Origin of the sequence: Flavobacterium noncentrifugens (assembly GCF_900100375.1) — a bacterium.
Lineage (GTDB): Bacteria > Bacteroidota > Bacteroidia > Flavobacteriales > Flavobacteriaceae > Flavobacterium > Flavobacterium noncentrifugens.
Window position 1 is genome coordinate 904,832 of record NZ_FNEZ01000002.1, and the last position, 25,648, is coordinate 930,479.

Below are 25,648 nucleotides of genomic sequence, written 5' to 3' on the forward strand. Positions count from 1 at the left end.
TTTGAAACTCAGAATATGATTAAGATAGGACAATACAATACGCTGACAATTTTACGCGACACCAAAGTGGGCTTGTTTTTAGGAAACGGAAACGAAGCCGAAGACATACTTTTACCCAATAAATATGTGCCGCAGGATTTTAAAATAGGCGATGAGATGGCCGTTTTTGTATATCTGGATCACGAAGAAAGACCAGTCGCAACAACATTGGAACCTTATATTTTACTAAATGAATTTGCGTTGCTTCGCGTGAATTATACCAATCAGATTGGCGCTTTTATGGATTGGGGAATGGAAAAAGATATCCTCGTTCCGTTTAAAGAACAGGCGCGCCCGATGGAAAAAGGCAAGCGTTACCTCGTGTATTTGTATATGGATGAAAAGACGAACCGCTTGGTCGCGTCGAGTAAAACCAACCAATTCCTGAGCAACGAAAATCTGACAGTCAATAAATTTGAAGAAGTTGATTTGATCGTTTCGCACATTACGGAAGTCGGCATCAACGTTATTATCAACGAGCAGCACAAAGGCTTGTTGTATAAAGATGAGGTTTATGATGACAGCATCAGAACCGGTGACAGAATGCGCGGCTACATCAAAAACATCCGTCCCGACAATAAGATCGATGTGTCGCTGCAGATATTAGGTTATGAAAATGTCGAACCAAATGCTGAAAAAATCCTAGATGAACTTCGCGCCAGCCGCGGTTTTCTTCGGTTAAATGACAACAGCCATCCCGAAGACATCAAAACTGTTTTAAAAATGAGCAAAAAAACCTTTAAAAAAGCCATTGGTGCTTTATACAAGGAAAAACGCATCGATATTAAGGACGACGGAATTTACCTGCTTTAATTTACCAGAAGTTAATTTTTATAAAACTTCATTTCTTAAGACAAATATCCGCCTACATTTGTATATACAAATATTAATAACTTGAAACGCAAGGATTTTATAAAAACACTAATAGGAGGAATGACGATGGCATCACTACAGCCTTTTTACAACTGGTCACAATCGCTCAGCGAAGAAGATCATACGCACCCGGTTTTATTTATCGGGCATGGTTCGCCGATGAACGGAATTGAAGACAATGAATTTTCCCGAACGTGGACAAAATTCGGAAAAGAAATCCCAAAACCAAAAGCAGTTTTAGTCATTTCAGCACATTGGCTGACCAATGGAACGCATATTACGGCGATGCCAAACCCGAAAACCATCCATGATTTTGGCGGATTTCCGCAAGCGTTGTTCGATGTGCAATATCCGGCGCCGGGAAATCCGGAATTGGCTGAAGCGACATCAAAATTAATTACGTCAACAAACGTCGGGCTTGACCACGATTGGGGTTTAGACCACGGAACCTGGACGGTTGTTCGACACATGTATCCAAATGCCGATATTCCGGTGTTGCAGCTCAGCATTGATTACAGCAAACCGCCGCAATACCATTACGAGCTTGCCAAACAATTGAAATCGCTTCGAAAAAAAGGTGTTTTGATTATCGGAAGCGGGAATATGGTGCACAATCTACGCATGGTGGCCTGGGAAAAATTGCAGGAACCTGAATATGGTTTTGACTGGGCGCTTGAAATGAATTCGGTTTTCAAGGAAAAAATCGGAAACAATGATTTCAATGCTTTGATCAATTATGAAAAATTAAACGCAGCAGCAAAACTGGCAGTTCCAACGCCGGATCATTATTACCCATTGTTGTATGCGATGGCATTGCAGGATTCAAAAGACGATGCAAGTTTTTTCAATGATAAAGCGGTTGGCGGTTCGTTGACGATGACTTCAGTGCAATGGGGAAAATATAAATAGAAGAAGATTACATTCAAAATTCCTTAAACAATACAGGGCAATCCCGATCCGCTAAAGAATTCGGAGTTTAAAAACACGTTTATTTTAAAGATGAAATTATGCTTTAAAACTGGGCAAAATGTATTATTTTTACCCTAAAATTACCAGCAAATATGAGCGAGATCAACTGGAAAACAGTCAGAGAATTCGAAGACATTACCTATAAAAAATGCGATGGTGTGGCCCGGATCGCATTCAACCGCCCGAATGTCCGCAACGCTTTCCGTCCAAAAACCACAGCCGAATTGTACCAGGCTTTTTACGATGCACAGGAAGATACTTCCATAGGCGTTGTTTTGCTTTCCGCAGAAGGCCCGTCGTCTAAAGATGGCGTATATTCTTTTTGCAGCGGCGGCGACCAAAAGGTGAGAGGCCATCAGGGTTATGTAGGTGAAGATGGCATGCACCGGTTGAACATTCTCGAAGTTCAAAGATTGATCCGTTTTATGCCAAAGGTTGTCATTGCAGTCGTTCCCGGCTGGGCAGTTGGTGGAGGGCATAGCTTACATGTCGTTTGTGATTTAACATTAGCAAGCAAAGAACACGCGATTTTTAAACAAACCGATGCCGATGTCACAAGTTTTGACGGTGGTTACGGATCAGCATATCTGGCAAAAATGGTTGGGCAAAAAAAAGCCCGCGAGATTTTTTTCCTCGGCAGAAATTATTCAGCTCAGGACGCTTTCGAAATGGGAATGGTCAATGCCGTAATTCCGCATGACGAACTTGAAGATACGGCTTTTGAATGGGCACAGGAAATTTTAGAGAAATCGCCAACATCCATCAAAATGCTCAAATTTGCCATGAATTTAACAGATGACGGAATGGTTGGTCAGCAGGTTTTTGCCGGTGAAGCGACGCGATTGGCTTACATGACTGACGAAGCTAAAGAAGGTCGGAATGCGTTTCTTGAAAAGAGAAAACCGAATTTCGGTGAAAACAAATGGATTCCGTAATTTTCTGAAATAGCTTATAATCAAACACCCAAATGGAAAATTTCACAAACGAAACGATCGATACGACGCAGCTTCCAAGATTTGAAGAAGTGCCATTTACGCCTTTGCATCCGAATTATTGGAAACTGACTTTAATTCATTTGTTTGTTCTGTTTCTGATTTTGGCAACGGCACTGGGGTTTGGCTTGGTTTTCAACGACGAATTAATTCTGTACCAATGGAACCTGATTGTTGCAGCCGCAGTTTTAATGCTATTGGTTTTGATATTTTCACGGATTGCCTTCCGTAAAAAGGGATTTGCATTTAGAAACCATGATGTACTGTTCAGAAGCGGAATTATCGCAACAAATACAATCGTAATTCCTTATAACAGAGTACAACACGTTGCGCTACATGAAGGATTTATTTCGAGATATTTAGGGTTGGCCAAAATCGAAATTTTCACTGCCGGCGGAAGTTCGAGCGATATTGAAATTCCCGGAATCGAGAAAATCCAGGCAAAGAATATCAAACAATTGCTGATGGGAAAAATCCAAAAACAACTGTAATGAAAGTCGATTTCAGCCAGCCACAACGACAATCATCTATCGGTGTCCTAATTATGTTTTTTGATACGATCCAGGAATATGGACGCGCTCTGTGGCCGTTGATCGTTATTGGGATTTTTAAATTTGATGATGCGAATCGCTTGTATATTTTCCTCAGTATTCCCATAATTTTTATTACAATCGGAATCATTGCATATTTAAAATACCGGAATTTTACTTTTTTTATAGACAATGAAAACAGCGAATTTGTAGTCACCGAAGGCGTTTTCAATAAAACCCGTACAACGATCCAACTCCATAAAATCCAACAGGTCAACATTAAACAATCGCTTTTGCAGCGAATCATTGGTGTTCACGCGCTTGACGTGGATACTGCCGGAACAAATGATAAAGAAGTTTCAATCAAGGCTGTTTCCCATGAGCTGGCGCTTAATTTAAAATCGGTGTTACTGGATAACATCCGTAAAGTTTCTGAAAATGAAACGGTCGCATCAGAGAGTTTCGATGTTCAAAATGCAATTTCAGAACAGCCATTCATCTCAATTAGTTTCTTAAGCTTGCTAAAAGTCGGAATTACATCCAATTACATCCGCAGCCTCGGGCTTTTACTCGCATTTTTCGTGACCACTTACGATTATATTATCCGGTTTTCAAACCACGGAATAATCAATGAAGACCAGTTTATAAATTATTTCGACAAAGGTTTTGTGATGCGATTTGTTGGAATTTTGATCGTGCTGCTTCTGGCTGCGATTTTAATCATTAATATTTTTCGGACAATCGTCAAATTTTTCAACTACCAGATTACGAAACAAAGCGGTTCTTTATTGTTGTCTTTCGGATTGTTTGCTACGAAAAGTACGATCATCAAGCCTGAAAAAGTCCAGATCATATCAGTAACCCAAAACTATTTCCAAAAGAAATTCGACATTCTCGAACTCAAGATCAAACAAGCAACCAGCGGCGAAAAAGAAGCCCGCAAGCAAGCGATCGAAATTCCCGGCTGCAACAAAAACGAACACATCGCGATCCTAAAACTGCTGTTTGGCGAAATGCCTGGAAAAGGATTCATGCTTAAACCCAATTTTCGCAAGCTTGGATTTGCAGTTTTCCTCACAATAGTATTACCTTTAGTTTTGTTTTATTTGGTTGCCCTGAATGGTGCTCCAAATTTGCTCGAATACCATTATGGCGTTGCGGTTTATGTGGTTTTCATGGGAATCATCCAGTATTTTTCGTTCAGGAACAACAGGCTTTTTATCAATGATCGCTTTATTATAAAGCAAAGCGGCGCCTGGGATATATCGAATGAAATCATTGAGCCGCACAGGATTCAGGCCATTACAACATCACAATTGTTCTGGCATAAAAGCCTCAATATCGGATCGATCACCTTGCACACCGCCGGGGGAAATGTAGGTTTCCAACTCGGGAATTTTGAAAAAATCAGGAATTACGCCAATTTATGGCTGTATGAAATGGAAACTTCAGACAGCAATTGGATGTAATTTAATGGACAATTAGCAATGGATAATTGATAATGAACCGTCACGATTAAAAATAAAATTAACGCAACACTTAACCATAAAATTGGCATTATCGATTATCAGTTGTCCATTATCAATTGCATTTTCCATTGTCAATTATCAATTATCAATTAATTATGAAGCACTGGATTGAAGCCGCACGCGTACGCACCTTACCACTTTCGGTATCTGGAATAATTTTAGGAAGTTTTTATGCGATGTCCCAGTCAATGTTCAACTGGAAAATCGTGCTTTTTGCACTGACAACGACTCTAGGATTGCAGATTTTGTCAAACTTTGCAAATGATTACGGCGACGGCGTTAAAGGAACTGACAATGAAGACCGGATTGGTCCAAAACGCGCCATTCAAAGCGGCGTGATTACGCCAAAGCAAATGAAAAATGCAATGATCCTGACTTCTGTCTTAACGATGATTTCGGCGATTTTATTGATTTATTGCTCATTTAAAGAATCGTATTTGCTGTATTCGCTGACATTTTTAGTGCTTGGATTTTTAGCCATCGCATCGGCAATTCGTTATACCGTTGGAAATACCGCTTACGGCTACAGAGGTTACGGCGATTTGTTCGTATTTATATTTTTCGGATTGGTCAGCACACTTGGCATTTATTTTATGTTCGCTAAAGAAATGGATTACATCTTGTTACTTCCTGCAACCTCAATCGGATTTTTAAGCGTTGGTGTCTTAAACCTAAACAACATGCGCGACGAAGCATCTGATAAAAAAGCAGGAAAAAATACCATCGTGGTCAAAATTGGAGGAGCAAAAGCTAAAAAGTATCATTATTTCCTGGTCATCACAGCCATGGTTTTGGTATTGATTTTTGCCATCATCAAAGATTTCAATTTCGACCAGTACATATTCTTATTGGCCTACATTCCAATGATCGCCCACTTGATCAGGGTTTCAAAAAATACCGAGCCGCGCGCTTTAGACCCCGAACTTAAAAAACTAGCAATCAGTACATTTTTGCTGTCTGTTCTGCTTTCCTTGTCGCTGATTTTCTTCTTTTCAGACATTATCGTGCAAATCGTCAACGCAACAATCAACCACTTTAAATAAATGCTATGAAAATTACATTTTACGGACATGCTTCACTCGGAATTGAAGTCAGCGGCAAGCACATACTTATCGATCCGTACATTACCGCAAATGAACTCGCTTCACACATCAAAATCGACGAACTCAAAGCCGATTATGTTTTATTGACGCATGCGCACGGCGACCACATTCTCGATGCAGAAGCGATTGCGAGCCGTACCGGAGCAACAATTGTTTCAAACGCAGAAGTAGCGAGCTATTATGCTAGAAAAGGTTTCAATTCGCACCCTATGAACCACGGTGGAAGCTGGAAATTCGATTTCGGAACTGTGAAATATGTCAACGCCATTCATTCAAGCGTCTTTCCCGACGGCACTTACGGCGGAAATCCGGGTGGATTTGTCATCGAAGGCGAACACAAAAATATTTACATCGCTGGCGATACGGCACTGACTTACGATATGAAACTCATTCCGCTGCGCACCAAACTGGATTTAGCGATTTTGCCAATCGGAAATAATTTCACGATGGACGTTGAAGATGCGATCATCGCTTCTGATTTTGTACAGTGCGACAAAGTGCTGGGCTATCATTTCGATACTTTTGGATACATCAAAATCGACCACAGCGACGCCAAAAAGAAGTTTTTCGATGCAGGAAAAGATTTAATGCTGCTTGAAATCGGAACTTCCATCGATTTGTAATTTTTCAGGAGCCAATCCGGCTGTCCGCTATATCTTTTAAGGCTCTGCTGCGCTCGCCGCAAAAGGATGCCGCTTCCATCCGGGCTAGGGCAGTTTCATCCAAAATTAAAATGACAGTAAAAATCTATTTCGCCTTACTTTCAACAGTGCTTTTCCAATCGGCAATTGCCCAGCCCGATGGCTATTGGGACAAAGAGCGCGCTACTTCCAAAGAAATCATTCTCGGCGCCGGAAATCGCGTTGCCGTCAAATCGGAAGATCTGCCGGTAGGAACCACAGAAGTCGTTTACAGAATTACCTTATTGGATGAAAACCAGCAAATGGCAAACAGCCTGGTTTCGCTGCTCAAAGCAATCCCGGATCCAACCGGAATCAGCCAAGGCTCGGCTGGTGCCGTTTTCCTGTTGTCAAAAGCTTCGGGCGACGACAAATGCAAGTATGCAATTTTCAACGCCGCTTCATTGGCTACAGCCTATTTCACATCTGGCAAAACCGATAAGGCTTGCTTTTTCCAGGAAACTCCACTGAACAAAGATGCAAAACGACTGACTGTAGGGAAATCTTCATGTCTTCAATCCAATTCAGAAAGCATCTGGTTCGGGTTTGAAAGCCAGAACTGGGTCATGAAACAGAAAATCGTACTCGAAATTGTGCCTTGGGTCAACAACAAACTCGGTCGCGGCTGGAATCCCGACAGTAAAAATGATATTCTTAAAATCTGCAACAGCCTGAAAGTGATTAAAAAGGTCAGAAAAAAAGACCAGTTCTGCAACTGCTTTCTCAATGCAATAGTAGATAAGTACACTTATCGGGAATTTTCGCAATTGCTCGCAGTGGAAAAATCATCAGAGATCGAAAGTTTCACCGTGCAATGCCTCAAAAAATCTGGCGAAACATACATTTTCCTAGATCCAATCCGTGATGAGGCAAACAAATATTTTATTGCTGGAAAAACAGAACAGGCCATTCAGCTGCTACAGCACGAAATTTTTGATAAAGGCTATGCGGTTTCCTTAGATTACGATACATTGGGAAATTATTACTTGCTGTCAAAACAATTTGCAAAAGCCGAAAACACCTTTAATAAAGGTTTTACACTCGACAATTCCGAACTTAGTTTTCAATTGAACCTGGCGCATATTTACCTGTTTACAGACCGTGTTGATGAGGCGAAAGAAATCCACAAAAAATACAAATTTCAAAATGTTTTGAGCAACTTAAGCTGGAAACAGCAAACCGAAAAAGACTTCGCCGAATTTAAAAAACGTGGCTTTCCAGATAAAGACTTCAAAAAAATTCTCAGAATCCTAGATTGATTGCAATGAAAGCCACTTATTATAAATATTCACTGCAGTTTAAACGGCCTTCGGAAACATCACGCGGCGTGATGACCGAAAAAGAAACCTGGTTCATCATTCTCGACCAAAATGGCAAAAAAGGAATAGGCGAATGCGGCATACTTCGGGGACTAAGCGCAGATGACCGACCGGATTATGAAGAAAAATTAAAATGGGCTTGTGAAAATATTCATTTGGGCGAAGATAAATTGTGGGAATCTTTAATAGAATTTCCTTCAATCCAATTCGGAATTGAAATGGCTTTCCGTTCGCTGAAAAGTGATAATCCGTTTGAATTGTTTCCGTCAGAATTTACAAAAGGACAAAAATCTATCCCGATAAACGGGCTCGTCTGGATGGGGAATGAAGTTTTTATGAAGGAGCAAATTGAAGATAAAATCGCTCAGGGTTTTCACTGTATCAAACTCAAGATCGGAGCGATAGATTTTGATAAAGAACTTAGTTTACTACACTTTATCAGACAACATTTTACCGCGGAACAAATTGAAATACGTGTCGATGCAAATGGAGCTTTTAATTCAGAAAATGCTTTAAATAAATTAAAACAATTATCTGGATTTGAACTTCATAGCATTGAGCAGCCTATTCAGAAAAATCAGCATGACAGGATGTCAGAACTGTGTAAAACCAGTCCAATTCCAATTGCTTTGGACGAAGAGTTGATTGGCGTGTTTTCGTCTGAAAAAAAAGAACAATTGCTTCAAAAAATCAACCCCAAATACCTCATTTTTAAACCAAGTTTCATTGGCGGATTTCGTGGAACCAAAGAATGGATTTCATTAGCAGAAAAATACAATATTGGCTGGTGGATTACTTCGGCGCTCGAAAGCAATGTCGGATTAAATGCTATCGCACAATGGACATTTCTACAACAAATTAAGATGCCGCAAGGATTGGGAACCGGATCTTTATATACGAACAATTTCACTTGTCCGCTGCACGTTAAAAATGGCGAATTATGGTATGATCCAAATGAAAATTGGATTTTTGATTTATAATTGGCGTACTGCAATCGGGGCTGCAAGGCAACTTTCAGGAATTGCAAATGCATCGGTCAAAGCGACAGCGTCAGGCCGCAAATCCCAACATAATTGGCTCACGAGTTTTCGGATTGCCTTAGTTTTCGGAGCTTCCATGTAACCGTCTTCCAAAAACCAGCCTTTGTTTTTTTCTATTTGTGTCAGCGCATAAAGGTTGTGTAGTTTTTCTAAAACGGCTTTACATTGCAAATCGTCAGTATTTTTAACTTCGAGTTGGAATTGCTCCAAAACCACGCGTTCCAGATAAGCCTGGGCGACATCAAGCATCTGATGTTGCGCGACATTAAAGGAATCATAAGAATCAAGTCCGCTGTCAATTAGCGATTTCAGCCTTTTAGCTGCCGAAGCCAAAATTGTTTTTTCCCTGTAAACAAAAGCTTCGTGGTGAAATTCGCTGCTCAGCAAATGAATCTCATCGGTTCTTCGCGTGGCAATCGGGTTTTTTTCTGAAATTGAAGTCTTTGCGCTTTCAAATACATAATTGATGATTCCAAGTGCATTCATCTCTCCAAATTGCTTCCTGAATTCCGACAGCCTGTTCTTAGCAACCAATTGCATTAAAACGGTATTGTCGCCTTCAAAAGTTGTATAAATTTCAGTGTCATTTTTTAGTGATCCAATGCGGTTTTCTGATAAATATCCTTTTCCACCACAAGCTTCACGGCATTCCTGTAAAGTGTCGCGCACGTGCCAGGTCGCATACGATTTCATTCCTGCAGCAAGCGCTTCAATTTCCTGCGCTTCATTGTCTTTTTTGTTGATATAACGTTGCGTAAGATATTGTAGACCAAAGTGAACGGCAAACGATTTTGCCAATAATGGAAGCAGCCTGCGCTGGTGCATTCTGTAATTTAAAATAGGCACTTCAGATCCGCCTTCAGGACCAAATTGCCTTCTCTGATCTGCATATCTAATCGCAATTGTCAATCCTGATTTGGCTGCAGCCAATGCCGATCTCGGAATTCCAATCCGGCCGCCAACCAAGGTGCCGAGCATCGTAAAAAATCTTCGGTTGTCACTCGGAATCAGGCTTTCAAATTCGCCGTTGTCATTTACTGAAGCAAAACGGTCGAGCATATTTTCTTTCGGAATCGAAACGTTGTCAAATCGGATTGTACCATTGTCAACGCCGTTTAAGCCTGTTTTTTGTCCGCAATCGCCAATGGTGATGCCTCTCAAAGTTTTCATGTTTTCATCGCGCAGCGGAACGATAAATGCGTTTACACCATAATCTGTACCATCAATGATGAGTTTTGCGAAAACGGTTGCCATTTGGCCATGCATTGCGGCATTTCCAATATATTCTTTTTGCGCATCCGGATTTGGTGTGTGAATCGTAAAGGTTTGGTTGGAATGGTTGTAAGTCGCCGTTGTTTCAAGTCCTTTTACATTGGAGCCGTGATGCGTTTCAGTCATCGCAAAACAGCCGGGAAGCTGTAGTGAGCCAACGTCTTTAAGGTATTTTGCATAATGTTTCTCTGTTCCGAGCGAGAAAATACTCATGCCCCAAAGCCCGAATTGCACGCCGAATTTTATGACCAAACTCAAATCGTGGTAACTCAGCGTTTCCATGACCGCAAAATAATCGGCAATGTTTTCTCCGCCGCCATATTTTTTTGGATAAGCCATATTTCCGAGATTTTCATCGGCAAGGATTTTGCACCAATCGTAAACTTTTCCCCTGTAAACGTCAATGTCGGTTGAAGTTTCGTATTGAAATTCCTGTCGGCTGATGATTGCTTTGACTTTGTTGATGATTGGAGCTTGTTGTCCGTCGAGGATTGCGGTTAATTTTTGAACGTCAAAGCGCACTTCTGTCTGGTATTTTGAAGTAAAAGTGTCTGTTTTGGGTCTGAAAATACCGAAAGCTTCAGCGCCGAGAATTCCTAGATCGTTTTCAAGTTTTAGGAATTGCAGTTCGAAATCTCCAGAATCATTTTTATAAAAAGCGGAAGAAATATCGAAAATTGATTTGTGTTCCCGTAAAACTTTTTGATCGATTGCCGATTTCCATTGTGAAAGTTCCATCCGCGAAGGCGGTGAAGCAATATCTATTTTGGAAAGCAAATCGATTTTTTCAGCCTCCGAAAGCCAGTTTTGCGTATGGATAAAAGCCTGCAAAACGGTAAATTCTTTTTGGGTCAGTAAGTCATCAGACCAGGCGAGATAGAGTAAGGGAAGGAAAAAATTGATTTTCGGATTGTCCATAAATTGCTTTTTCTTAAAATTAAGCAATTGCGTCTAAAAGCCTTTAAAATGTTTGTTAATTTAATTCTTTGCCAGCTTTTGCTGGTAAATGCGTAGCGATTGTATAGCTTGCTGCCTGATTTTTTTCTGGAGAAATCCGGTCCAGCCAAATAGCATTCCGGGAAGGCCAAGCGCCTGGCTGCTCCATTTCCAAATGTCAAAATGATCGGTGTGCCTGATGATCAATCCGTCTTTAAATTCAAAAGTAGATTGGATTTTATTGACCACTTCGCGATTCGTTTTGCTGAAATGGTAAGTCGCGATCCATTTTGCAGCACCTGAATTTCCTTCAGCTTTCACATCGGAAAATTCGATTTTAAGGTTGCCCTTGCTTTTTTCGATCAGCATGTGCCACATATCCGAAACGTCTTTTCCTTGCAAAACGCCAAACGCCGGATCCTGAAACCGGATGTTTTCATGGTAGCAACTCGCCATCGTACCTGCGTGACCGCTGGCAAAACCGGCATAAAACTCTTCGATAAGCTGTTGGTTCGGATTCATTTTTTATTTATAAAGTAAAGCAATTTCTTTGGCAGTTTCAAAACTATTTTTTTCTTCTTTTCCAAAAGTACCGAAAAAAGATTTCTTATTCAAGGCAGTAAAATTTCCGGTCTGGCTGCTAAAAGTATTGCTTTTTCCGCGTATGTTGAATCTGATGGATTGAATTTCGAGCTTCTTTAAACGGTTCATTTCCGGGATTGTCAGATAATAATAGGCGGCAGTTCCATTTTCCGAATTTGCGCGCAGATTTTTATCTGTACAGGCAATGGCAGTAAAATCTGATAAATAAATATAAGTGGTTCCGCCGATGAAAAAATCGGGATCAACGGTATCAACGGAAATTTTTAAAATCCCGCCGCTTTGAGTTTTCGCAAATTGGATGTCCGACTTTCCGGTTAAAGCATAATTTTCACAAAGAAATGTCCATGATTTCGTTGCCATAATTTGCTTTCCATCTTTTAAAACCATGTTTTCCTGTGCCGAAATATCAAATGAAGAAATTAATGTGATTATGCAAATGAATTGGGTTAAGTTCATTTATTTTTAGAATTTTAAGTTTAAAATTTATCGATCCAATCCAACGATTTTATGGAGGAAACCAAATTGTCTTCGGTCATGGTTACGCGCAATTCTTTATTGGCAATTTTCTTTTCATAAAGCGCTTTAAAGCGGTAAATGTTTGTTTTATCTGCTTTGTTTTGTTGTACTTCAACAAATTGTAAATCCTTAAAATCGCCATATTTGAGGCGGAATTTCAGGCAGGTTTTTGTGAGTTTGTCCTGCGTTGTATTTTGGATTACGGTTTGTGTTGCTTCACTCGAATTAAATGGTTTGAATTTGGATGTGTTGCAAGTCATCAATACGCGTTTGCCCAAATCGTAAGCTTTGAATTTTTGCACCGTGTTGATTTCTGAAGTTTCTACTTTAGTGGTTTTAATTTCTTCGGGCACATTTGCTTTTGGTTTTTTGGACTTACAGCCAATCATGACGACAAGGCAGCAAATAAAGATTATTTTTTTCATGGTGTTGTGTTGTTAATTTTTAAAAGAAGATTCGGATCAGGGCAGTTTTCAAGGTAATATTCCAGTTTGCTTTTGCCGCAAACACCAGGATAATCGCCAAAATTTCCATCTAGATTTTTAATCATCTGAAAATGCAAATGAGGCGCATAGTCACCGTTTTCAGTAGCATCGCCTAAATATCCGATGGCATCGCCTTGATGAAAAACAGCATCAATTTCAAGATTTTCCAGGCTTTCAATTGATAAATGTCCGTAAAGCGTATAAAAAGTGAAGCCTTCAAAATGATGTTCTAAAATAACTGTCGGACCGTAATTTCCAAGTCCGATGTTGTTTTTGAAGCTGTGGATTTTTCCGTCAAGAGCAGCTAAAACTGGCGTTTCGGCTTTAATCCATAAGTCCATTGCGATGTGAATGTTGCGTTCTTCATCATTCTGATTTTTGAAAAGTGCGCTTCGGCTGTATAAATTGCGGACTTCATTGTATCCGCCAAAAGCGACATCAGCATCATTTTCGGAAAGGTATTTTTCAATCGCAGATTCAAATTCGGAAGCATTTTTAAAATTCTGAAATCCCGTATTTTTCGCCAAATCCAAATGCACGTATTTTTGGTCGGCAATACCGCTGTCAATGACTTTGACCGCTGGAAATGACCGGAATAAATTGTTTAGCGCATCCATCATTTTTGTTTGCTGCCTAAATTAATTAAAAATTACCCAATCAATCCAGATTCGGAAATACTTTAACCTCAATTTATAAAATGACAATTTATAGAGTCTTCATATTTTTTCAGGAACTGGTTTGGGAGCTGGGACATCAGGTTTTGGCGGCGGCGGGGCAGGAGAAGCAGGTGCAACCGGAGCAACCGGGACGTCATTTTTACAGGCTGATAATCCAAAGAGCAATAGAACTGTACCAAATAAGATTATTTTTTTCATGATTTTAATTTTGAAGATCAATATTCCTAAAGTTACTCATTTAAAAATAGACTATTGTCAGATAGCAAAAAAATAACCCTTACAGGTTGCAAGGGTTATCGTATTAAAATTGATTTTTCTAGTACAAAGCCGGGAATTTCGCCGGATTGGCTTCGCTCATCATCTGATATACTTTTTCGTAAATGTCTTCTGTCGAAGGTTTTGAAAAGTAATCACCATCAGTTCCATAAGCCGGGCGGTGCGCTTTCGCAGTCAATGTTTGCGGTTTGCTATCCAAATAATCATACGCATTTTGCTCGTCAATGATTTGCTGTAAAATAAATGCCGATGCGCCGCCCGGAACATCTTCATCAACCACCAGCAAACGGTTTGTTCTCATGACACTTTTTAAAATATCATGACTGATGTCGAAAGGCAATAGCGACTGAATGTCAATGATTTCAGAGTCAATCCCGATTTCTAAAAGCTCTTTTGCCGCTTGTTCTGCCAGGCGCAGCGTTGATCCATAAGAAACGATCGTGATGTCGCTTCCTTTTTTTATCGTTTCTACAATCCCGATTGGTGTTTTGAATTCGCCCAGGTTTGTCGGCATTTTTTCTTTTAAGCGGTAACCGTTTAAGCATTCAACAACTAGGGCGGGTTCGTCAGTAGTCAATAAAGTATTGTAAAAACCAGCGGCTTTTGTCATATTTCTCGGAACCAAAACGTGGATTCCGCGGACGGCATTGATCACCATTCCCATTGGCGATCCCGAATGCCAGATGCCTTCAAGCCTGTGGCCGCGGGTTCTGATGATTAGCGGCGCTTTTTGTTTTCCTCTGGTTCTGTATTGTAAAGTTGCCAGATCGTCGCTCATGATCTGGATCGCATAAAGCAAATAATCCAAATACTGGATTTCAGCAATCGGGCGAAGGCCGCGCAATGCCATTCCGATTCCCTGTCCGAGAATGGTTGCTTCACGGATGCCTACATCGGCCACACGCAATTCACCATATTTTTCCTGCATGCCTTCAAGTCCCTGGTTTACGTCGCCAATGTTTCCGGCATCTTCGCCAAAAATCAGGGCTTCAGGATATTTATTGAAAATCGCATCGAAATTGTCGCGAATAACCAATCTTGCATCCACATCTTCGGCAGATTCGTCGTAAGTTGGCAGCACTTCTTTTACAGAAAATACGTTTTCATCCGATTCAGAAAATAAATTTCCGCTAAATTTAGGCTGGATTTTGTTCGTATAATCCGAAATCCATTTGGCTAGTTTTTCACGGCCGCTTTCTTTCACGATCATGCGCAATATTTTTCTGGCTGTAACCAATAAATCTTTGCGGATCGGTTCTTTTATTGAAGCCAGATCGTTGCTGTATTTTTGGATAAAAATCTTATTGATGCTTGAATCTGCAATGTTTTCAAGCAAATCGGTCAATTCTTTCTGTTCGTTTTTAATCGGTTCAACAAATGCATTCCAAGCTGCTTTTTTACCTTCAAGCACTTCTTTTCTTGCTTCATTGTCAATAGATTCAATATCTTCAGCTGTAGCAATATTGTAAGTGATCATCCAAGATTTCATTTGCTTCACGCAATCAAAATCACCTTCCCATTCCAGTCTTTCGGCATTTTTGTAACGCTCGTGTGAACCGGAAGTTGAATGCCCTTGCGGCTGCGTCAATTCGATCACGTGGATCAAAACTGGAACGTGTTCTTCACGTGCGATCTCCGACGCTTTTTCGTAAGTGCTGACCAATTCGGCATAATCCCAGCCTTTGACTTTTAAAATTTCAAAGCCTTTTTTATCGTCGCGTTGGAACCCTTTTAAGATCTCCGAAATGCTTTCTTTTGTGGTCTGGTGCTTGGCGTGGACTGAAATTCCGTATTCGTCATCCCAGACGCTCATCACCATCGGCACCTGTAAAACGCCTGCAGCATTGATGGTTTCAAAGAACAAGCCTTCAGATGTACTTGCATTTCCAATGGTTCCCCAAGCGACTTCATTTCCGTTTACCGAAAATTTATCGGTATCAATTCCGGGAACATTCCTGTATATTTTTGAGGCTTGCGCCAATCCCAATAAACGCGGCATTTGACCGGCAGTCGGGGAAATATCAGCACTTGAATTTTTTTGTTTCGTCAAATCTTTCCAAGAACCGTCTTCATTTAAGCTGTGCGTGGCGAAGTGTCCGCCCATTTGCCTTCCGGCCGACATCGGATCGTGTTCAATATCGGTATGGCCATACAAACCTGCAAAAAACTGCTGGACGGTCATTTCACCGATGGCCATCATAAAAGTCTGGTCGCGGTAATAGCCTGAACGGAAATCGCCGTTGCGGAATGCTTTTGCCATCGCCAGTTGTGGCACTTCTTTACCGTCGCCGAAAATCCCGAATTTGGCTTTTCCGGTCAATACTTCGCGACGCCCGAGCAGGCTGCATTCGCGGCTGGTGATCGCAATTTTATAATCGTTCAGTACTTCTTTTTTGAAATCCTCGAAAGTGAGCGCCGTAGTAGTTTCTGCTTGTGTCATAAATAAGGTCTGGCTTTGGAAAAAACAAATTTAAGTAAAAAGATGTGATTTCTATCATTCCGCAAAAAAATATATAATTAGGATTTGATAAATAATTTTGGCTTTAGCCGATTTAATTTGAACGATACGCAGCTAATTTGTGTTTTATGTGGGAAATAATCAACTATTGAAGGAGTAAATTCTGAAAAATAAAATTAAATATTATATGATTAAACGCGGATTTACGCAGATGACGCGGATTTTTTTTACAGTACATCCTCTAACACAAGTCTCAAAAAAAATCCGCGTCATCTGCGTAAATCCGCGTGACAACTGTTCGCAAAAAGCTCACAAAATTAAAATTTTAACGCACTAAAACCATTTCCTTGTAAAAAGGTTCAATAAAGTTTTCGGACTGAAAGTCACGATAAACCGGATTTTTTCATTGTAGCGATTCTGCGCTATCTCCCAGCCGTTATTGGAATACACTGGAAAATACAATTCGAAATAATCGGTTACGAGATTTAACCTGATGCCGCTGTCATAAATGAATTTTTCATCTGATCCATGATTTTTGACCAAACCTAGATCGCCATACACTTCAATCCAGTTCCAGATGTTAAAACTTGCGTTTGCGGTTACGATATATTGATTCACGTTTTTCGGGATGAGCTTCGATTTGAATGCGCCTTCTGCCAAAATGATCTGTTGGCTGAATAAGCCTGTCGTTTCTGATCTTCCAAAGAAATTATATTCAAACAAATAGTCATTCGGGTTTGAAACGCCAAAATTAAAATAATCAGAATCGGTGGTTTTGTTGAAAATAAAGCTTCCGGCAAAAAGGCGCAGGTTGACCTGGCGGTTGTTGTCGAACAATTTTCGGTACTGAATTTCACCCGAAACTTTCCCGAATTCCCCCGAAAACTGCAAATCGGTATTGTAATTCAAATGGTTTGTGATTTCTGTTTTAGAATGGAAATAGCGCGCGCTGAAAACTGAATAGTTTCGCGTCGTTGTATCGATCACAAAATGGGAATTTTCTTTGTTTACAATGTTGTATCTCAATGTAATGCCGCTTTTTGTATTGTCCCGAAAATCCTTTTCACGGAATAAAAACGACACCGACGGATTAAATTTCAAATAAGTTGCATCGGGCGCATAATGAAAATACGAACCGCTCATGCCATAACGAATGTTGTAGAGTTCGCTGTCGCGGTTGTATTGATTGATGCCGAATGAAAAATTTCCGGTCAGCGATTGTGTTTTCGGGGAATAAATCGGATTCACGTCAAAATTAAATGGCTTGTCCAAAAGCGTTTTGTTGTGCAGGCGGATTCCGGGCGAAAGTCCGTCATATAAGTTGTAATTTACCGTAGGCACATATAAAATCTGGTTGTAATTCGGATCTTCAAGATCTTTCATAAACGCAAATTTATACGGACGGTCGTTGCCGAAAAATACTTTTAACGAGCGCCAGTTGTTGCGCAAATTGTATTCCGGAACTTCATTTTTGTAATTTAGTACAATTTTATCAGCGTCTTTTCTCTCCACGGTAAAAGTGCTGTCGGTTTTAACGTTTTCAAACCAGTCTTTAAAAACGATTTGCTTGTCTTTGAGTCCATAAACCGGAATCGGAACGGTTGTACCTGTTTTGTTTTTAATCTGAAATGTAATACTTTCAGGCGTTTTTGTAACATCTCCAAATTTATAATCCACGATGTCACGCGAATCAATCACCGTATTAAAAAACCAGTCGATGTTTTTGCCGGAATTTGTCTTTAATAAGTTTTCAAAATCGGCGCGCGACGTTTCTTTATTGGCATTTGAAGCATAAAATTCCTTAACCGTTTTTGGAACAATATCTTTTTCCAAATAATTGTCGAGATATTTTAAACTCAAGCCGGCGCGGTATTTTGAGGCAATCTTTTCATTAAACCGGATTAGTGTTTCCTTCGAATCGCCCAGCGGCTGGTCGAGGTTTTTTCGCGCCATCAGCATGTAATAATAACTGTACTGCTCGTTGAACTGCAGGTTGATGATGTTGTAGCTTTTGAGGATTTTCCACTTCGCCAGACTTCCCATCATCTTGCTGTCGGGATGCTGCTCGTCCATGTATTTCATCATCACATACATCTGGATTGCGTCATAAATCCAGTTGTCTTTGCGTCCGTCGATGTGTAGGCTGTTTTTGATGAAATTGTTCGTGTAGGTCTTGAGGAATTTCAGTTCAAACATGAATTCGTTTGTAAACGGACTGATAAATGCCGGCAGCTGATTGAGTCCATAAAACGGGTTCCGGTCATAGTCAGTTTGGGAAATCGTGATCTTTTCGTATGGATAATCTCCAATGTTCCGATGCACAAAATTTACGATCCGGTCGATGACAATCGCGCGTTGGATGTCGTCTAATTTATTGCCTTTCAAATCGGTCATCACATCAACAGAACTGTTTTTAAAGCTGTAAAATTCGTCTTTATGTGTGACGAATAAACTAAAATCATTGCGGTTTTTTCCAGAAAAGACATAAGTCGACGCGCCCATATTCGTGTCTTTAGAAACCAGGTCAAGATCAGAATTGACAAACATCCCCGCAGGCAGATTTACCGTCAGTTTATAATCTGAAATGCCATTCACAATGTCATCTAAATTGGCATTGCTGTATTTAATGAATTGGTGGTTTTCATATCGGGCAGGAGCGAGGAACCAGTTTTTAAGGTTCAGGTTGCCTTTTGAATCGTAGCCGTATTTGGTGAAATAATCACTAGGGACTTTTACGATATAATCAAATTTTAAAAGGATTTTTTGTTTGGGAAGCAATTTGTTTGGAAGCGACACTTCAATCAGGTCATTTTGGTTTTCTATGCGGTTCCATATTAATGGATTTTGCCCGTCGGAAATGGAAATTGCATTCGTATTCCCGCGCTGTTTTTCACTGGCCAAATGAAAACTCCGCACGAATTCATCTGAAAAACGCTTGCCGAGCAATGAATTTTTCTCTGAATACGCATGGTTCCAATCGTTCAGTACAACCGTCGAGATCGTATCGTTCGATTGGTTGAAAAACGTCAATTCCTGGTATACTTTCAGCGTATTGTCATCCGCGTTCAGCGTCACATCGAGCTTTGAATCATGCTGCGCCTGCACCACCAATCCGCACAAAAACACCAGGCCGAAAGCAGCAATTTTTTTAAATGACTTCAATGATTCTTTTTCAATTTTTAGTAAACATAACGATAATGTATGTTTGATAGTATTCTGAAGCTTCCAAATTAAGACAATCTTTATAAACCACAAAAAAAAGCTGTCGTGAAACAGCTTTTTGATTAAAAATTCGGGCTCAAATCATACTTCTTGTAGAATTTATCCAGAACATCAACAACTTCCTCTTCTGTATCTACGATTTTTATGAGGTTTAAGTCGTCCGGATTGATGTATTTATTTTCGATCAGCGTTGTTTTAACCCAGTCCAGCAATCCCGACCAGAATTGGGTGCCAACTAAAATGATCGGAAACTTCGCAATTTTCTTTGTCTGGATCAGCGTAATCGCTTCAAACATTTCGTCTAAAGTCCCAAATCCGCCAGGCATGACTACAAATCCCTGCGAATATTTGACAAACATGACCTTTCTGACAAAGAAATAATCAAAATTTAAATTCTTATCATGATCGATATACGGATTAAAATGCTGTTCAAACGGCAGTTCAATGTTTAGTCCAACAGATGTTCCACCGCCAAAATGCGCGCCTTTATTCCCGGCTTCCATAATTCCGGGACCACCGCCGGTAATCACGCCATAGCCGGCTTTACTGATCTTAAAAGCGATTTTTTCGGCCAATAAATAAAAATGATCGTCTGGTTTCGTGCGCGCCGATCCGAAAATCGAAACACAAGGCCCGATTCTTCCCATATTCTCATAACCATTCACAAATTCCGACATGATCTTGAAAATTGCCCAACTGTCATTGGTACGAATCTCATTCCACGGTTTCTGCTTCAATTTGTCCTGAATGACTTTGTCTTCGTCATTGTCAAAATCCTGTAATCTCATATCTTAATTAATAATGAATAATTAATAATTATTCAGTTTTGTGTATTTTTTTAGGAGCAATTTCCTGCTTTCCATTGCAATCTTTTTTTCCGCCTTGCTACAAAAAAGGATTTCCATTGCAATCAGGGCTAGGGATTTCGATTCCATAAAGAAATCCGCGTTTATCCGCGTGATCTGCGTTCCATTTTTCAAAACAAAGCGCGCGAAGACAAACTTTTTTTTAAAGTTTCAACACATTATAATGATTACTCCTATCTCTAGCCGTTTATCTTTTTACAAACTTTACATTCATGGTTGCATTGTCCATTGCTTTTATTGACAAGAGATATATTCCCCAAGGCAATCCCGATACATCAATAGTCTTCAAGCCATTTGAAGTCTGAATAAGCCTGCCTTGAAAATCATAAATTTTGCTTTCACGCAAAAGTTTGTTTGTGTCAATTTGCAATTGATCACCTACAGGATTTGGATGAATCGTCATTTTATCAAATTCAAATGCTTCCGTTTCCAGAGTAGTAGCCGCTGGATTCAATCGTCCCATCAGCCAGTTGAAACTGGCACCACGCGCATATCCCGCAAAGTAAATTTTATTGTTCGGTCCCAGTTTCATGGTGTTGATGTTTTCATTTCCACTAGAAAAAGAAACGGTAAAATAGCCGTTGTTTCCAAAGCTCAAATCATTACTGCCATCAGCATTAAGCCTTCTAAAATAGCAATTTACCCCATTTCCTTCGACCGCATTAATGTAACTTCCGGCAAAAACCATTTTCCCATCGGCTTGTATTGCCGTAGCTGCACCACTACCGGGAGAACCGAAAATGACGGTCTCATCAGAAATAATATTTCCGGCGCTGTCAAATTTTGTAAAAACCATATCATTAGCAGATCCCGAAAATTCTGAATGTTTTCCAATCACCCTAATAATATTGTCTGAACTCATGTCGATAAATTGAAGTGAATGCACCAAGTCGGTTGGAAAACGGAATCCACCAACGCCATACAAAGGGTCAAGTGATCCGGATGAAGTCAACCTGCTTAAAAACAGTTTCTTTTTCGCAATACCGTCCTCAGTATATTGATAATTTCCAGCTACGATTATTTTTCCGTCATTTTGAAGAAAACAGCCCATTCCATTATTGTTTAGAAATCCAGCATCGATGGTTGTCATGCCATTGGTACCAAAACCTGCGTCTATAGAGCCGTTGGGGTTAAGTCTTTTAACGAATACGACCGTTTTTAAAGATCCGGCGGGTTGTCCGGAACCAAAAACAAGAAGTTTTCCATCGGCTTGCGGGATCAGTTTCTGTGCTGTTGCCGAGGAACCGAAGTCATCATAATATAAAATTCCGTTGCTGCCAAAACCGGTATCGACAATTCCATTGGCAGTCATGCGCACGATGCAATGGTTAAAATAGTTTCCAAGTACCAGCAAATTTCCTGAGGGATCATTTGCAATATCAGTAACCGCATAATTTGTAGAATTGGGATACATTTGAGTAACCCCATTTGTGCCAAACGACGTATCGAGCAATCCGTCGGCGCTAAACCTTGCTACGGCCATTTTTTTGAAACCGATTGCTCCTGAGGATAATTCCGTTGTACCACCAATGATGACATTCCCGTCTGGTTGGAAATAGATCTTTCGCGCTTCGTCATAATTGTCGATGTCCAAACCAAAGGTCAATTCAATGACCTGTGCACGGACAGGTGTTGCAAAAACCAATACTAGTAGTAACGCAAACGTGTAAAATTTTTTCATTTTTTTGTTATTGAGTGAATTTTTCTGCGCCAAATTAATCAAAAACGATGTAGTTTCCTATATGCATGATTATTTACCGCTTATAACAGTTCTTTTTTCAAAAATGCAGCAGTATAACTTTTTTTATTTTTCGCCACTTCTTCCGGAGTTCCTTTCGCAACAACGCTTCCGCCGCCTTTTCCGCCTTCTGGGCCAATGTCGATAATGTAATCAGCAAGTTTAATCACGTCCATATTATGTTCAATGATCAGGATCGTATTGCCTTTATCGACGAGTTTGTTGATGACTTCCATCAACACGCGGATGTCTTCAAAATGCAAACCTGTTGTCGGTTCGTCCATAATGTAAAACGTATTTCCGGTGTCTTTTTTCGACAATTCGGTCGCAAGTTTAATCCGTTGCGCTTCGCCTCCTGAAAGCGTTGTGCTTTGCTGCCCGAGCGTAATATATCCAAGACCAACATCCTGGATCGTCTTGATCTTTCTGTGGATTTTCGGAATGTTCTCGAAAAACGGAACCGCTTCATCAACCGTCATATCCAAAACATCTGAAATCGATTTGCCTTTAAAACGGATTTCCAAAGTTTCGCGATTGAAACGTTTGCCCTGGCAGGTTTCACATTCGACATAAACATCCGGAAGGAAATTCATTTCAATCGTGCGAACCCCAGAACCTTCACAGGTTTCACAGCGTCCGCCTTTGACATTAAAACTGAATCTTCCGGCTTTATACCCGCGAATCATGCTTTCAGAAGTCATTGTAAACAAATTCCGGATCTCCGAAAAAACTTCGGTATACGTTGCCGGATTTGATCTTGGCGTTCTCCCAATCGGGCTTTGGTCGATATCGATGACTTTATCAATATGTTCCAAACCTTCAATTTTCTTATATGGTTTCGGTTTCTTGACGCCGTTGAAATAAAATTCGTTCAGGATCGGATACAACGTTTCATTAATCAACGTCGATTTTCCGCTTCCTGAAACGCCGGTCACGCAAATCAGTTTTCCTAGCGGCAATTCGATCGAGACATTTTTTAAATTATTTCCGGTTGCGCCGGTTAGTTTCATGACTTTTCCGTTGCCTTCGCGTCGTTTCTTTGGTACTTCGATCTTGAGTTCGCCGTTCATGTACTGCGCGGTCAAAGTATGGTGTTTCAAGGTTTCGGCCGGTGTTCCGATGCTGATGATCTCGCCTCCGAATTTCCCGGCTCGCGGGCCAATGTCAATCACATAATCGGCACGTTCAATCATGTCTTTGTCGTGTTCGACGACAATGATCGAATTCCCGATGTCGCGCAATTGCTCGAGCGATTTGATCAGTTTTTCATTGTCGCGCTGGTGCAAACCGATACTTGGTTCGTCCAAAATATACAGTACGCCAACAAGCTGCGAACCAATTTGCGTCGCCAGCCTGATGCGTTGCGCTTCACCACCCGAGAGCGATTTTGAACTTCTGCTGATCGATAAATATTCGAGCCCAACATTGACTAAAAAGTGCAATCGGTCGCGGATTTCCTTGATGATTTCTGTCGCAATTAACTTTTGTTTGTCCGATAAATGTTTGTCTAATTTGTCAAACCAAACCGTCAGATCTGAAATATCCATTCCCGATAAATCGGCGATATTCATATTGTCGATCCGGAAATACAAGGATTCTTTTTTGAGCCGCGAGCCTTCGCAAACCGGACATTCGATCTCATCCATAAATTCCTTCGCCCAGCGTTTGATCGTAGTCGATTCGCTGTCGTTGAACTGGTTTTTGATGAATGCAGAAATGCCTTCAAACTCAATTTTGTATTCCTTAGTGACGCCAAGCGTTTTCGATTCGACTGCAAATTTTTCCTTGCCGCCGTTCAAAATTACATCCATGGCTTCTTCAGAAATTTTCTCAACCGGATCGGTAATCTTAAATCCGAATTTTTCCCCGATAATTTCGAGTTGCTTGAAAATCCACGAATTTTTATATTCGCCCAAAGGCGCAAAACCGCCGTGTTTGATCGATAATTTCGGATTTGGAATGATCTTTTTAAGATTGATCTCGTTGACCGTTCCGAGTCCGTTGCAATGTTCGCACGCACCTTTCGGCGAATTGAACGAAAACAAATTCGGCTCCGGATTCTGATAAGAAATCCCGGTTGACGGGCACATTAAATTCCGGCTAAAAAACCGTACTTCATTCGTATCCTGATCCAAAACCATTAGAATATCTTCGCCATGGTACATTGCGGTTTTGATGCTGTCGGACAAACGCGTGTCATTTTCGGGCGTGTCTTCGACCAACATTCGGTCGATCACAATTTCGATATCGTGCGTTTTGTAACGATCAAGCTTCATTCCGGCCGTAATTTCCTTAAGTTCACCATTGACGCGAACGCGCAAAAATCCCTGTTTGGCAATGTGCTGGAACAATTCGCCATAATGTCCTTTTCGGGCACGAATGACCGGTGCAAGAATGTTGATGCGTTTGCCAATGAAATTCTCGATTATGAGTTGCTTGATCTGGTCGTCGCTGTAACTGACCATTTTTTCGCCGGTGTTGTAACTGTAAGCATCGGCGGCGCGGGCGTAAAGCAAACGCAGGAAATCGTAAATTTCGGTAATAGTCCCAACGGTCGAGCGCGGACTTTTACTCGTTGTTTTCTGTTCGATCGCGATGACCGGAGACAATCCGTCGATTTTGTCAACGTCAGGTCGTTCCAATCCGCCAAGGAATTGCCGCGCATACGCAGAAAAAGTTTCTACATAACGGCGCTGGCCTTCGGCATAAATCGTATCAAATGCCAATGACGATTTCCCAGAGCCAGAAAGCCCGGTAATGACCACCAGTTTTTCCCTCGGAATCGAAATATCTATGTTTTTGAGATTGTGGACGCGAGCGCCCAATACTTCTATATTGTTTTCTGTTTCAGGCATATTTTTTAGCAATTCCGAATAAGTCGGATGCAAAGTTAGCATATTCAGTGGTTCTTTCCATCAGGCAGTTAAGTAAGATTTTGTTAAAAACAGTATCCAATTCTGGCGTGAAGATCGACATAAACATCATCAGAATTAGCGTATTTTGAATATTTTCCAACAGGAATAACCGGACCCAAACCAAAGCCGGTTTCGAATATAAAATGTTTTCCGTAAACCCGGCGGATGCTCCATTTCGGAATAATATTGATCTGATCGACACCTTTATAATTGTCAATATCTGAAATCAGAAAGGCATTTGGCGAAATATAATTAATCCTCACAGAAAATGCATTTCCACTGTTTCCTTTAATATTTCTGCCCTTTCGAACTCTTTTTTCCAAATTGTAATACCATTTTGGTTCTACTGAAACGCTGGGTGCCGCGCCGTATTTGGTTTCATCGGTATATGCATATTCAAAGGACAATAGTTCTAAGCCAATTTCTGTCTGCAAGGCAAATTGGTTTGAAAGCTTAAGTTCATTATTCGCCCAAACACCAACAAGTCCGGTTTGAACGCTAAATACCGATTTTTCAACACTGGCTTGTGTGTATTCAGAAACAGTTTCCTGGGCTTTCATTGTAAATGTAGCAGCCAATAAAATGATGGCAAGTAATTTTTTGTACATAT

General features: G+C 40.6%; 21 protein-coding genes. 9 read left to right on the forward strand and 12 right to left on the reverse strand.

The window, feature by feature from the left end; all coding sequences use genetic code 11:
* Positions 1 to 15 precede the first annotated feature (15 nt).
* The 9 genes from BLS32_RS08790 to BLS32_RS08830 all read left to right on the forward strand — a co-directional run bounded on the left by BLS32_RS08790 (position 16) and on the right by BLS32_RS08830 (position 9,014).
* Complete coding sequence (locus BLS32_RS08790) at positions 16 to 852, forward strand: CvfB family protein (RefSeq protein WP_091394185.1); 837 nt, start codon at positions 16 to 18, stop codon at positions 850 to 852.
* A 126-nt stretch (positions 853 to 978) separates the two neighbouring features.
* A complete protein-coding gene (gene ygiD, locus BLS32_RS08795; RefSeq protein ID WP_091394737.1) occupies positions 979 to 1,821 on the forward strand; it encodes a 4,5-DOPA-extradiol-dioxygenase in 843 nt (280 codons plus the stop codon).
* 152 nt (positions 1,822 to 1,973) lie between these two features.
* Positions 1,974 to 2,816, forward strand: a complete 843-nt coding sequence (locus BLS32_RS08800; protein ID WP_174799813.1) for a 1,4-dihydroxy-2-naphthoyl-CoA synthase — start codon at positions 1,974 to 1,976, stop codon at positions 2,814 to 2,816.
* A gap of 32 nt (positions 2,817 to 2,848) precedes the next feature.
* The gene (locus BLS32_RS08805) at positions 2,849 to 3,364 is read left to right on the forward strand and encodes a PH domain-containing protein (protein ID WP_091394188.1); all 516 of its coding nucleotides are present in this window, start codon (positions 2,849 to 2,851) and stop codon (positions 3,362 to 3,364) included.
* Positions 3,364 to 4,872: a PH domain-containing protein gene (locus BLS32_RS08810; RefSeq protein ID WP_091394191.1), complete on the forward strand. Its 1,509-nt coding sequence runs from the start codon at positions 3,364 to 3,366 to the stop codon at positions 4,870 to 4,872. Before BLS32_RS08805 ends, BLS32_RS08810 begins: the two co-directional genes overlap by 1 nt.
* Before the next feature lie 155 nt (positions 4,873 to 5,027).
* Entirely contained in the window at positions 5,028 to 5,975 is a 948-nt protein-coding gene (locus BLS32_RS08815) for a 1,4-dihydroxy-2-naphthoate polyprenyltransferase (RefSeq protein WP_091394194.1), read from the forward strand.
* Positions 5,976 to 5,980: 5 nt separating this feature from the next.
* A complete protein-coding gene (locus BLS32_RS08820; protein WP_091394197.1) occupies positions 5,981 to 6,658 on the forward strand; it encodes a metal-dependent hydrolase in 678 nt (225 codons plus the stop codon).
* A 110-nt stretch (positions 6,659 to 6,768) separates the two neighbouring features.
* Complete coding sequence (locus tag BLS32_RS08825; protein WP_091394200.1) at positions 6,769 to 7,974, forward strand: tetratricopeptide repeat protein; 1,206 nt, start codon at positions 6,769 to 6,771, stop codon at positions 7,972 to 7,974.
* Between the two features lie 5 nt (positions 7,975 to 7,979).
* Complete coding sequence (locus tag BLS32_RS08830; protein ID WP_091394204.1) at positions 7,980 to 9,014, forward strand: o-succinylbenzoate synthase; 1,035 nt, start codon at positions 7,980 to 7,982, stop codon at positions 9,012 to 9,014.
* On the opposite strand, the gene BLS32_RS08835 is transcribed toward BLS32_RS08830, so the two are convergent.
* The 12 genes from BLS32_RS08835 to BLS32_RS08890 form a co-directional block, all read right to left on the reverse strand.
* On the reverse strand, positions 9,009 to 11,264 hold the full coding sequence (locus BLS32_RS08835; RefSeq protein ID WP_091394207.1) for an acyl-CoA dehydrogenase family protein: 2,256 nt from the start codon (positions 11,262 to 11,264) through the stop codon (positions 9,009 to 9,011). The genes BLS32_RS08830 and BLS32_RS08835 overlap by 6 nt on opposite strands.
* Before the next feature lie 60 nt (positions 11,265 to 11,324).
* On the reverse strand, positions 11,325 to 11,804 hold the full coding sequence (locus BLS32_RS08840) for a nuclear transport factor 2 family protein (protein ID WP_091394210.1): 480 nt from the start codon (positions 11,802 to 11,804) through the stop codon (positions 11,325 to 11,327).
* Between the two features lie 3 nt (positions 11,805 to 11,807).
* Positions 11,808 to 12,341: a hypothetical protein gene (locus tag BLS32_RS08845; protein WP_091394213.1), complete on the reverse strand. Its 534-nt coding sequence runs from the start codon at positions 12,339 to 12,341 to the stop codon at positions 11,808 to 11,810.
* A 20-nt stretch (positions 12,342 to 12,361) separates the two neighbouring features.
* Positions 12,362 to 12,826 carry a hypothetical protein gene (locus BLS32_RS08850; protein WP_091394215.1) on the reverse strand — a complete coding sequence of 155 codons (465 nt, stop codon included), beginning with the start codon at positions 12,824 to 12,826 and terminating at the stop codon, positions 12,362 to 12,364.
* Positions 12,823 to 13,506, reverse strand: coding sequence for a peptidoglycan DD-metalloendopeptidase family protein (locus BLS32_RS08855; RefSeq protein ID WP_307725614.1), 684 nt, complete (start codon positions 13,504 to 13,506; stop codon positions 12,823 to 12,825). Before BLS32_RS08855 ends, BLS32_RS08850 begins: the two co-directional genes overlap by 4 nt.
* Positions 13,507 to 13,602: 96 nt before the next feature.
* Positions 13,603 to 13,761: a hypothetical protein gene (locus BLS32_RS18445; RefSeq protein ID WP_174799814.1), complete on the reverse strand. Its 159-nt coding sequence runs from the start codon at positions 13,759 to 13,761 to the stop codon at positions 13,603 to 13,605.
* 118 nt (positions 13,762 to 13,879) lie between these two features.
* Positions 13,880 to 16,279: an alpha-ketoacid dehydrogenase subunit alpha/beta gene (locus BLS32_RS08865; protein ID WP_091394222.1), complete on the reverse strand. Its 2,400-nt coding sequence runs from the start codon at positions 16,277 to 16,279 to the stop codon at positions 13,880 to 13,882.
* A 351-nt stretch (positions 16,280 to 16,630) separates the two neighbouring features.
* Entirely contained in the window at positions 16,631 to 19,459 is a 2,829-nt protein-coding gene (locus tag BLS32_RS08870) for a gluzincin family metallopeptidase (protein WP_307725615.1), read from the reverse strand.
* A 122-nt stretch (positions 19,460 to 19,581) separates the two neighbouring features.
* Positions 19,582 to 20,307: an LOG family protein gene (locus tag BLS32_RS08875; protein WP_091394225.1), complete on the reverse strand. Its 726-nt coding sequence runs from the start codon at positions 20,305 to 20,307 to the stop codon at positions 19,582 to 19,584.
* A gap of 265 nt (positions 20,308 to 20,572) precedes the next feature.
* Positions 20,573 to 22,066, reverse strand: a complete 1,494-nt coding sequence (locus BLS32_RS08880) for a T9SS type A sorting domain-containing protein (protein ID WP_139171719.1) — start codon at positions 22,064 to 22,066, stop codon at positions 20,573 to 20,575.
* 80 nt (positions 22,067 to 22,146) lie between these two features.
* Positions 22,147 to 24,978, reverse strand: a complete 2,832-nt coding sequence (gene uvrA, locus BLS32_RS08885) for an excinuclease ABC subunit UvrA (RefSeq protein ID WP_091394230.1) — start codon at positions 24,976 to 24,978, stop codon at positions 22,147 to 22,149.
* An 83-nt stretch (positions 24,979 to 25,061) separates the two neighbouring features.
* Positions 25,062 to 25,646, reverse strand: a complete 585-nt coding sequence (locus BLS32_RS08890; protein WP_091394233.1) for a hypothetical protein — start codon at positions 25,644 to 25,646, stop codon at positions 25,062 to 25,064.
* Positions 25,647 to 25,648 lie beyond the last annotated feature (2 nt).

Bases quoted from the DNA above. Each gene is read 5' to 3' on its own strand.
- BLS32_RS08815 (WP_091394194.1), top strand. From the start codon at position 5,028: ATGAAGCACTGGATTGAAGCCGCACGCGTACGCACCTTACCACTTTCG.
- BLS32_RS08855 (WP_307725614.1), bottom strand. From the start codon at position 13,506: ATGATGGATGCGCTAAACAATTTATTCCGGTCATTTCCAGCGGTCAAA.
- BLS32_RS08890 (WP_091394233.1), bottom strand. From the start codon at position 25,646: ATGTACAAAAAATTACTTGCCATCATTTTATTGGCTGCTACATTTACA.
- BLS32_RS18445 (WP_174799814.1), bottom strand. From the start codon at position 13,761: ATGAAAAAAATAATCTTATTTGGTACAGTTCTATTGCTCTTTGGATTA.
- BLS32_RS08800 (WP_174799813.1), top strand. From the start codon at position 1,974: ATGAGCGAGATCAACTGGAAAACAGTCAGAGAATTCGAAGACATTACC.
- BLS32_RS08880 (WP_139171719.1), bottom strand. From the start codon at position 22,066: ATGAAAAAATTTTACACGTTTGCGTTACTACTAGTATTGGTTTTTGCA.
- BLS32_RS08805 (WP_091394188.1), top strand. From the start codon at position 2,849: ATGGAAAATTTCACAAACGAAACGATCGATACGACGCAGCTTCCAAGA.
- BLS32_RS08845 (WP_091394213.1), bottom strand. From the start codon at position 12,341: ATGAACTTAACCCAATTCATTTGCATAATCACATTAATTTCTTCATTT.
- BLS32_RS08850 (WP_091394215.1), bottom strand. From the start codon at position 12,826: ATGAAAAAAATAATCTTTATTTGCTGCCTTGTCGTCATGATTGGCTGT.
- BLS32_RS08810 (WP_091394191.1), top strand. From the start codon at position 3,364: ATGAAAGTCGATTTCAGCCAGCCACAACGACAATCATCTATCGGTGTC.
- BLS32_RS08820 (WP_091394197.1), top strand. From the start codon at position 5,981: ATGAAAATTACATTTTACGGACATGCTTCACTCGGAATTGAAGTCAGC.
- BLS32_RS08840 (WP_091394210.1), bottom strand. From the start codon at position 11,804: ATGAATCCGAACCAACAGCTTATCGAAGAGTTTTATGCCGGTTTTGCC.
- BLS32_RS08835 (WP_091394207.1), bottom strand. From the start codon at position 11,264: ATGGACAATCCGAAAATCAATTTTTTCCTTCCCTTACTCTATCTCGCC.
- BLS32_RS08790 (WP_091394185.1), top strand. From the start codon at position 16: ATGATTAAGATAGGACAATACAATACGCTGACAATTTTACGCGACACC.
- BLS32_RS08875 (WP_091394225.1), bottom strand. From the start codon at position 20,307: ATGAGATTACAGGATTTTGACAATGACGAAGACAAAGTCATTCAGGAC.
- BLS32_RS08865 (WP_091394222.1), bottom strand. From the start codon at position 16,279: ATGACACAAGCAGAAACTACTACGGCGCTCACTTTCGAGGATTTCAAA.
- BLS32_RS08825 (WP_091394200.1), top strand. From the start codon at position 6,769: ATGACAGTAAAAATCTATTTCGCCTTACTTTCAACAGTGCTTTTCCAA.
- uvrA (WP_091394230.1), bottom strand. From the start codon at position 24,978: ATGCCTGAAACAGAAAACAATATAGAAGTATTGGGCGCTCGCGTCCAC.
- BLS32_RS08830 (WP_091394204.1), top strand. From the start codon at position 7,980: ATGAAAGCCACTTATTATAAATATTCACTGCAGTTTAAACGGCCTTCG.
- ygiD (WP_091394737.1), top strand. From the start codon at position 979: ATGGCATCACTACAGCCTTTTTACAACTGGTCACAATCGCTCAGCGAA.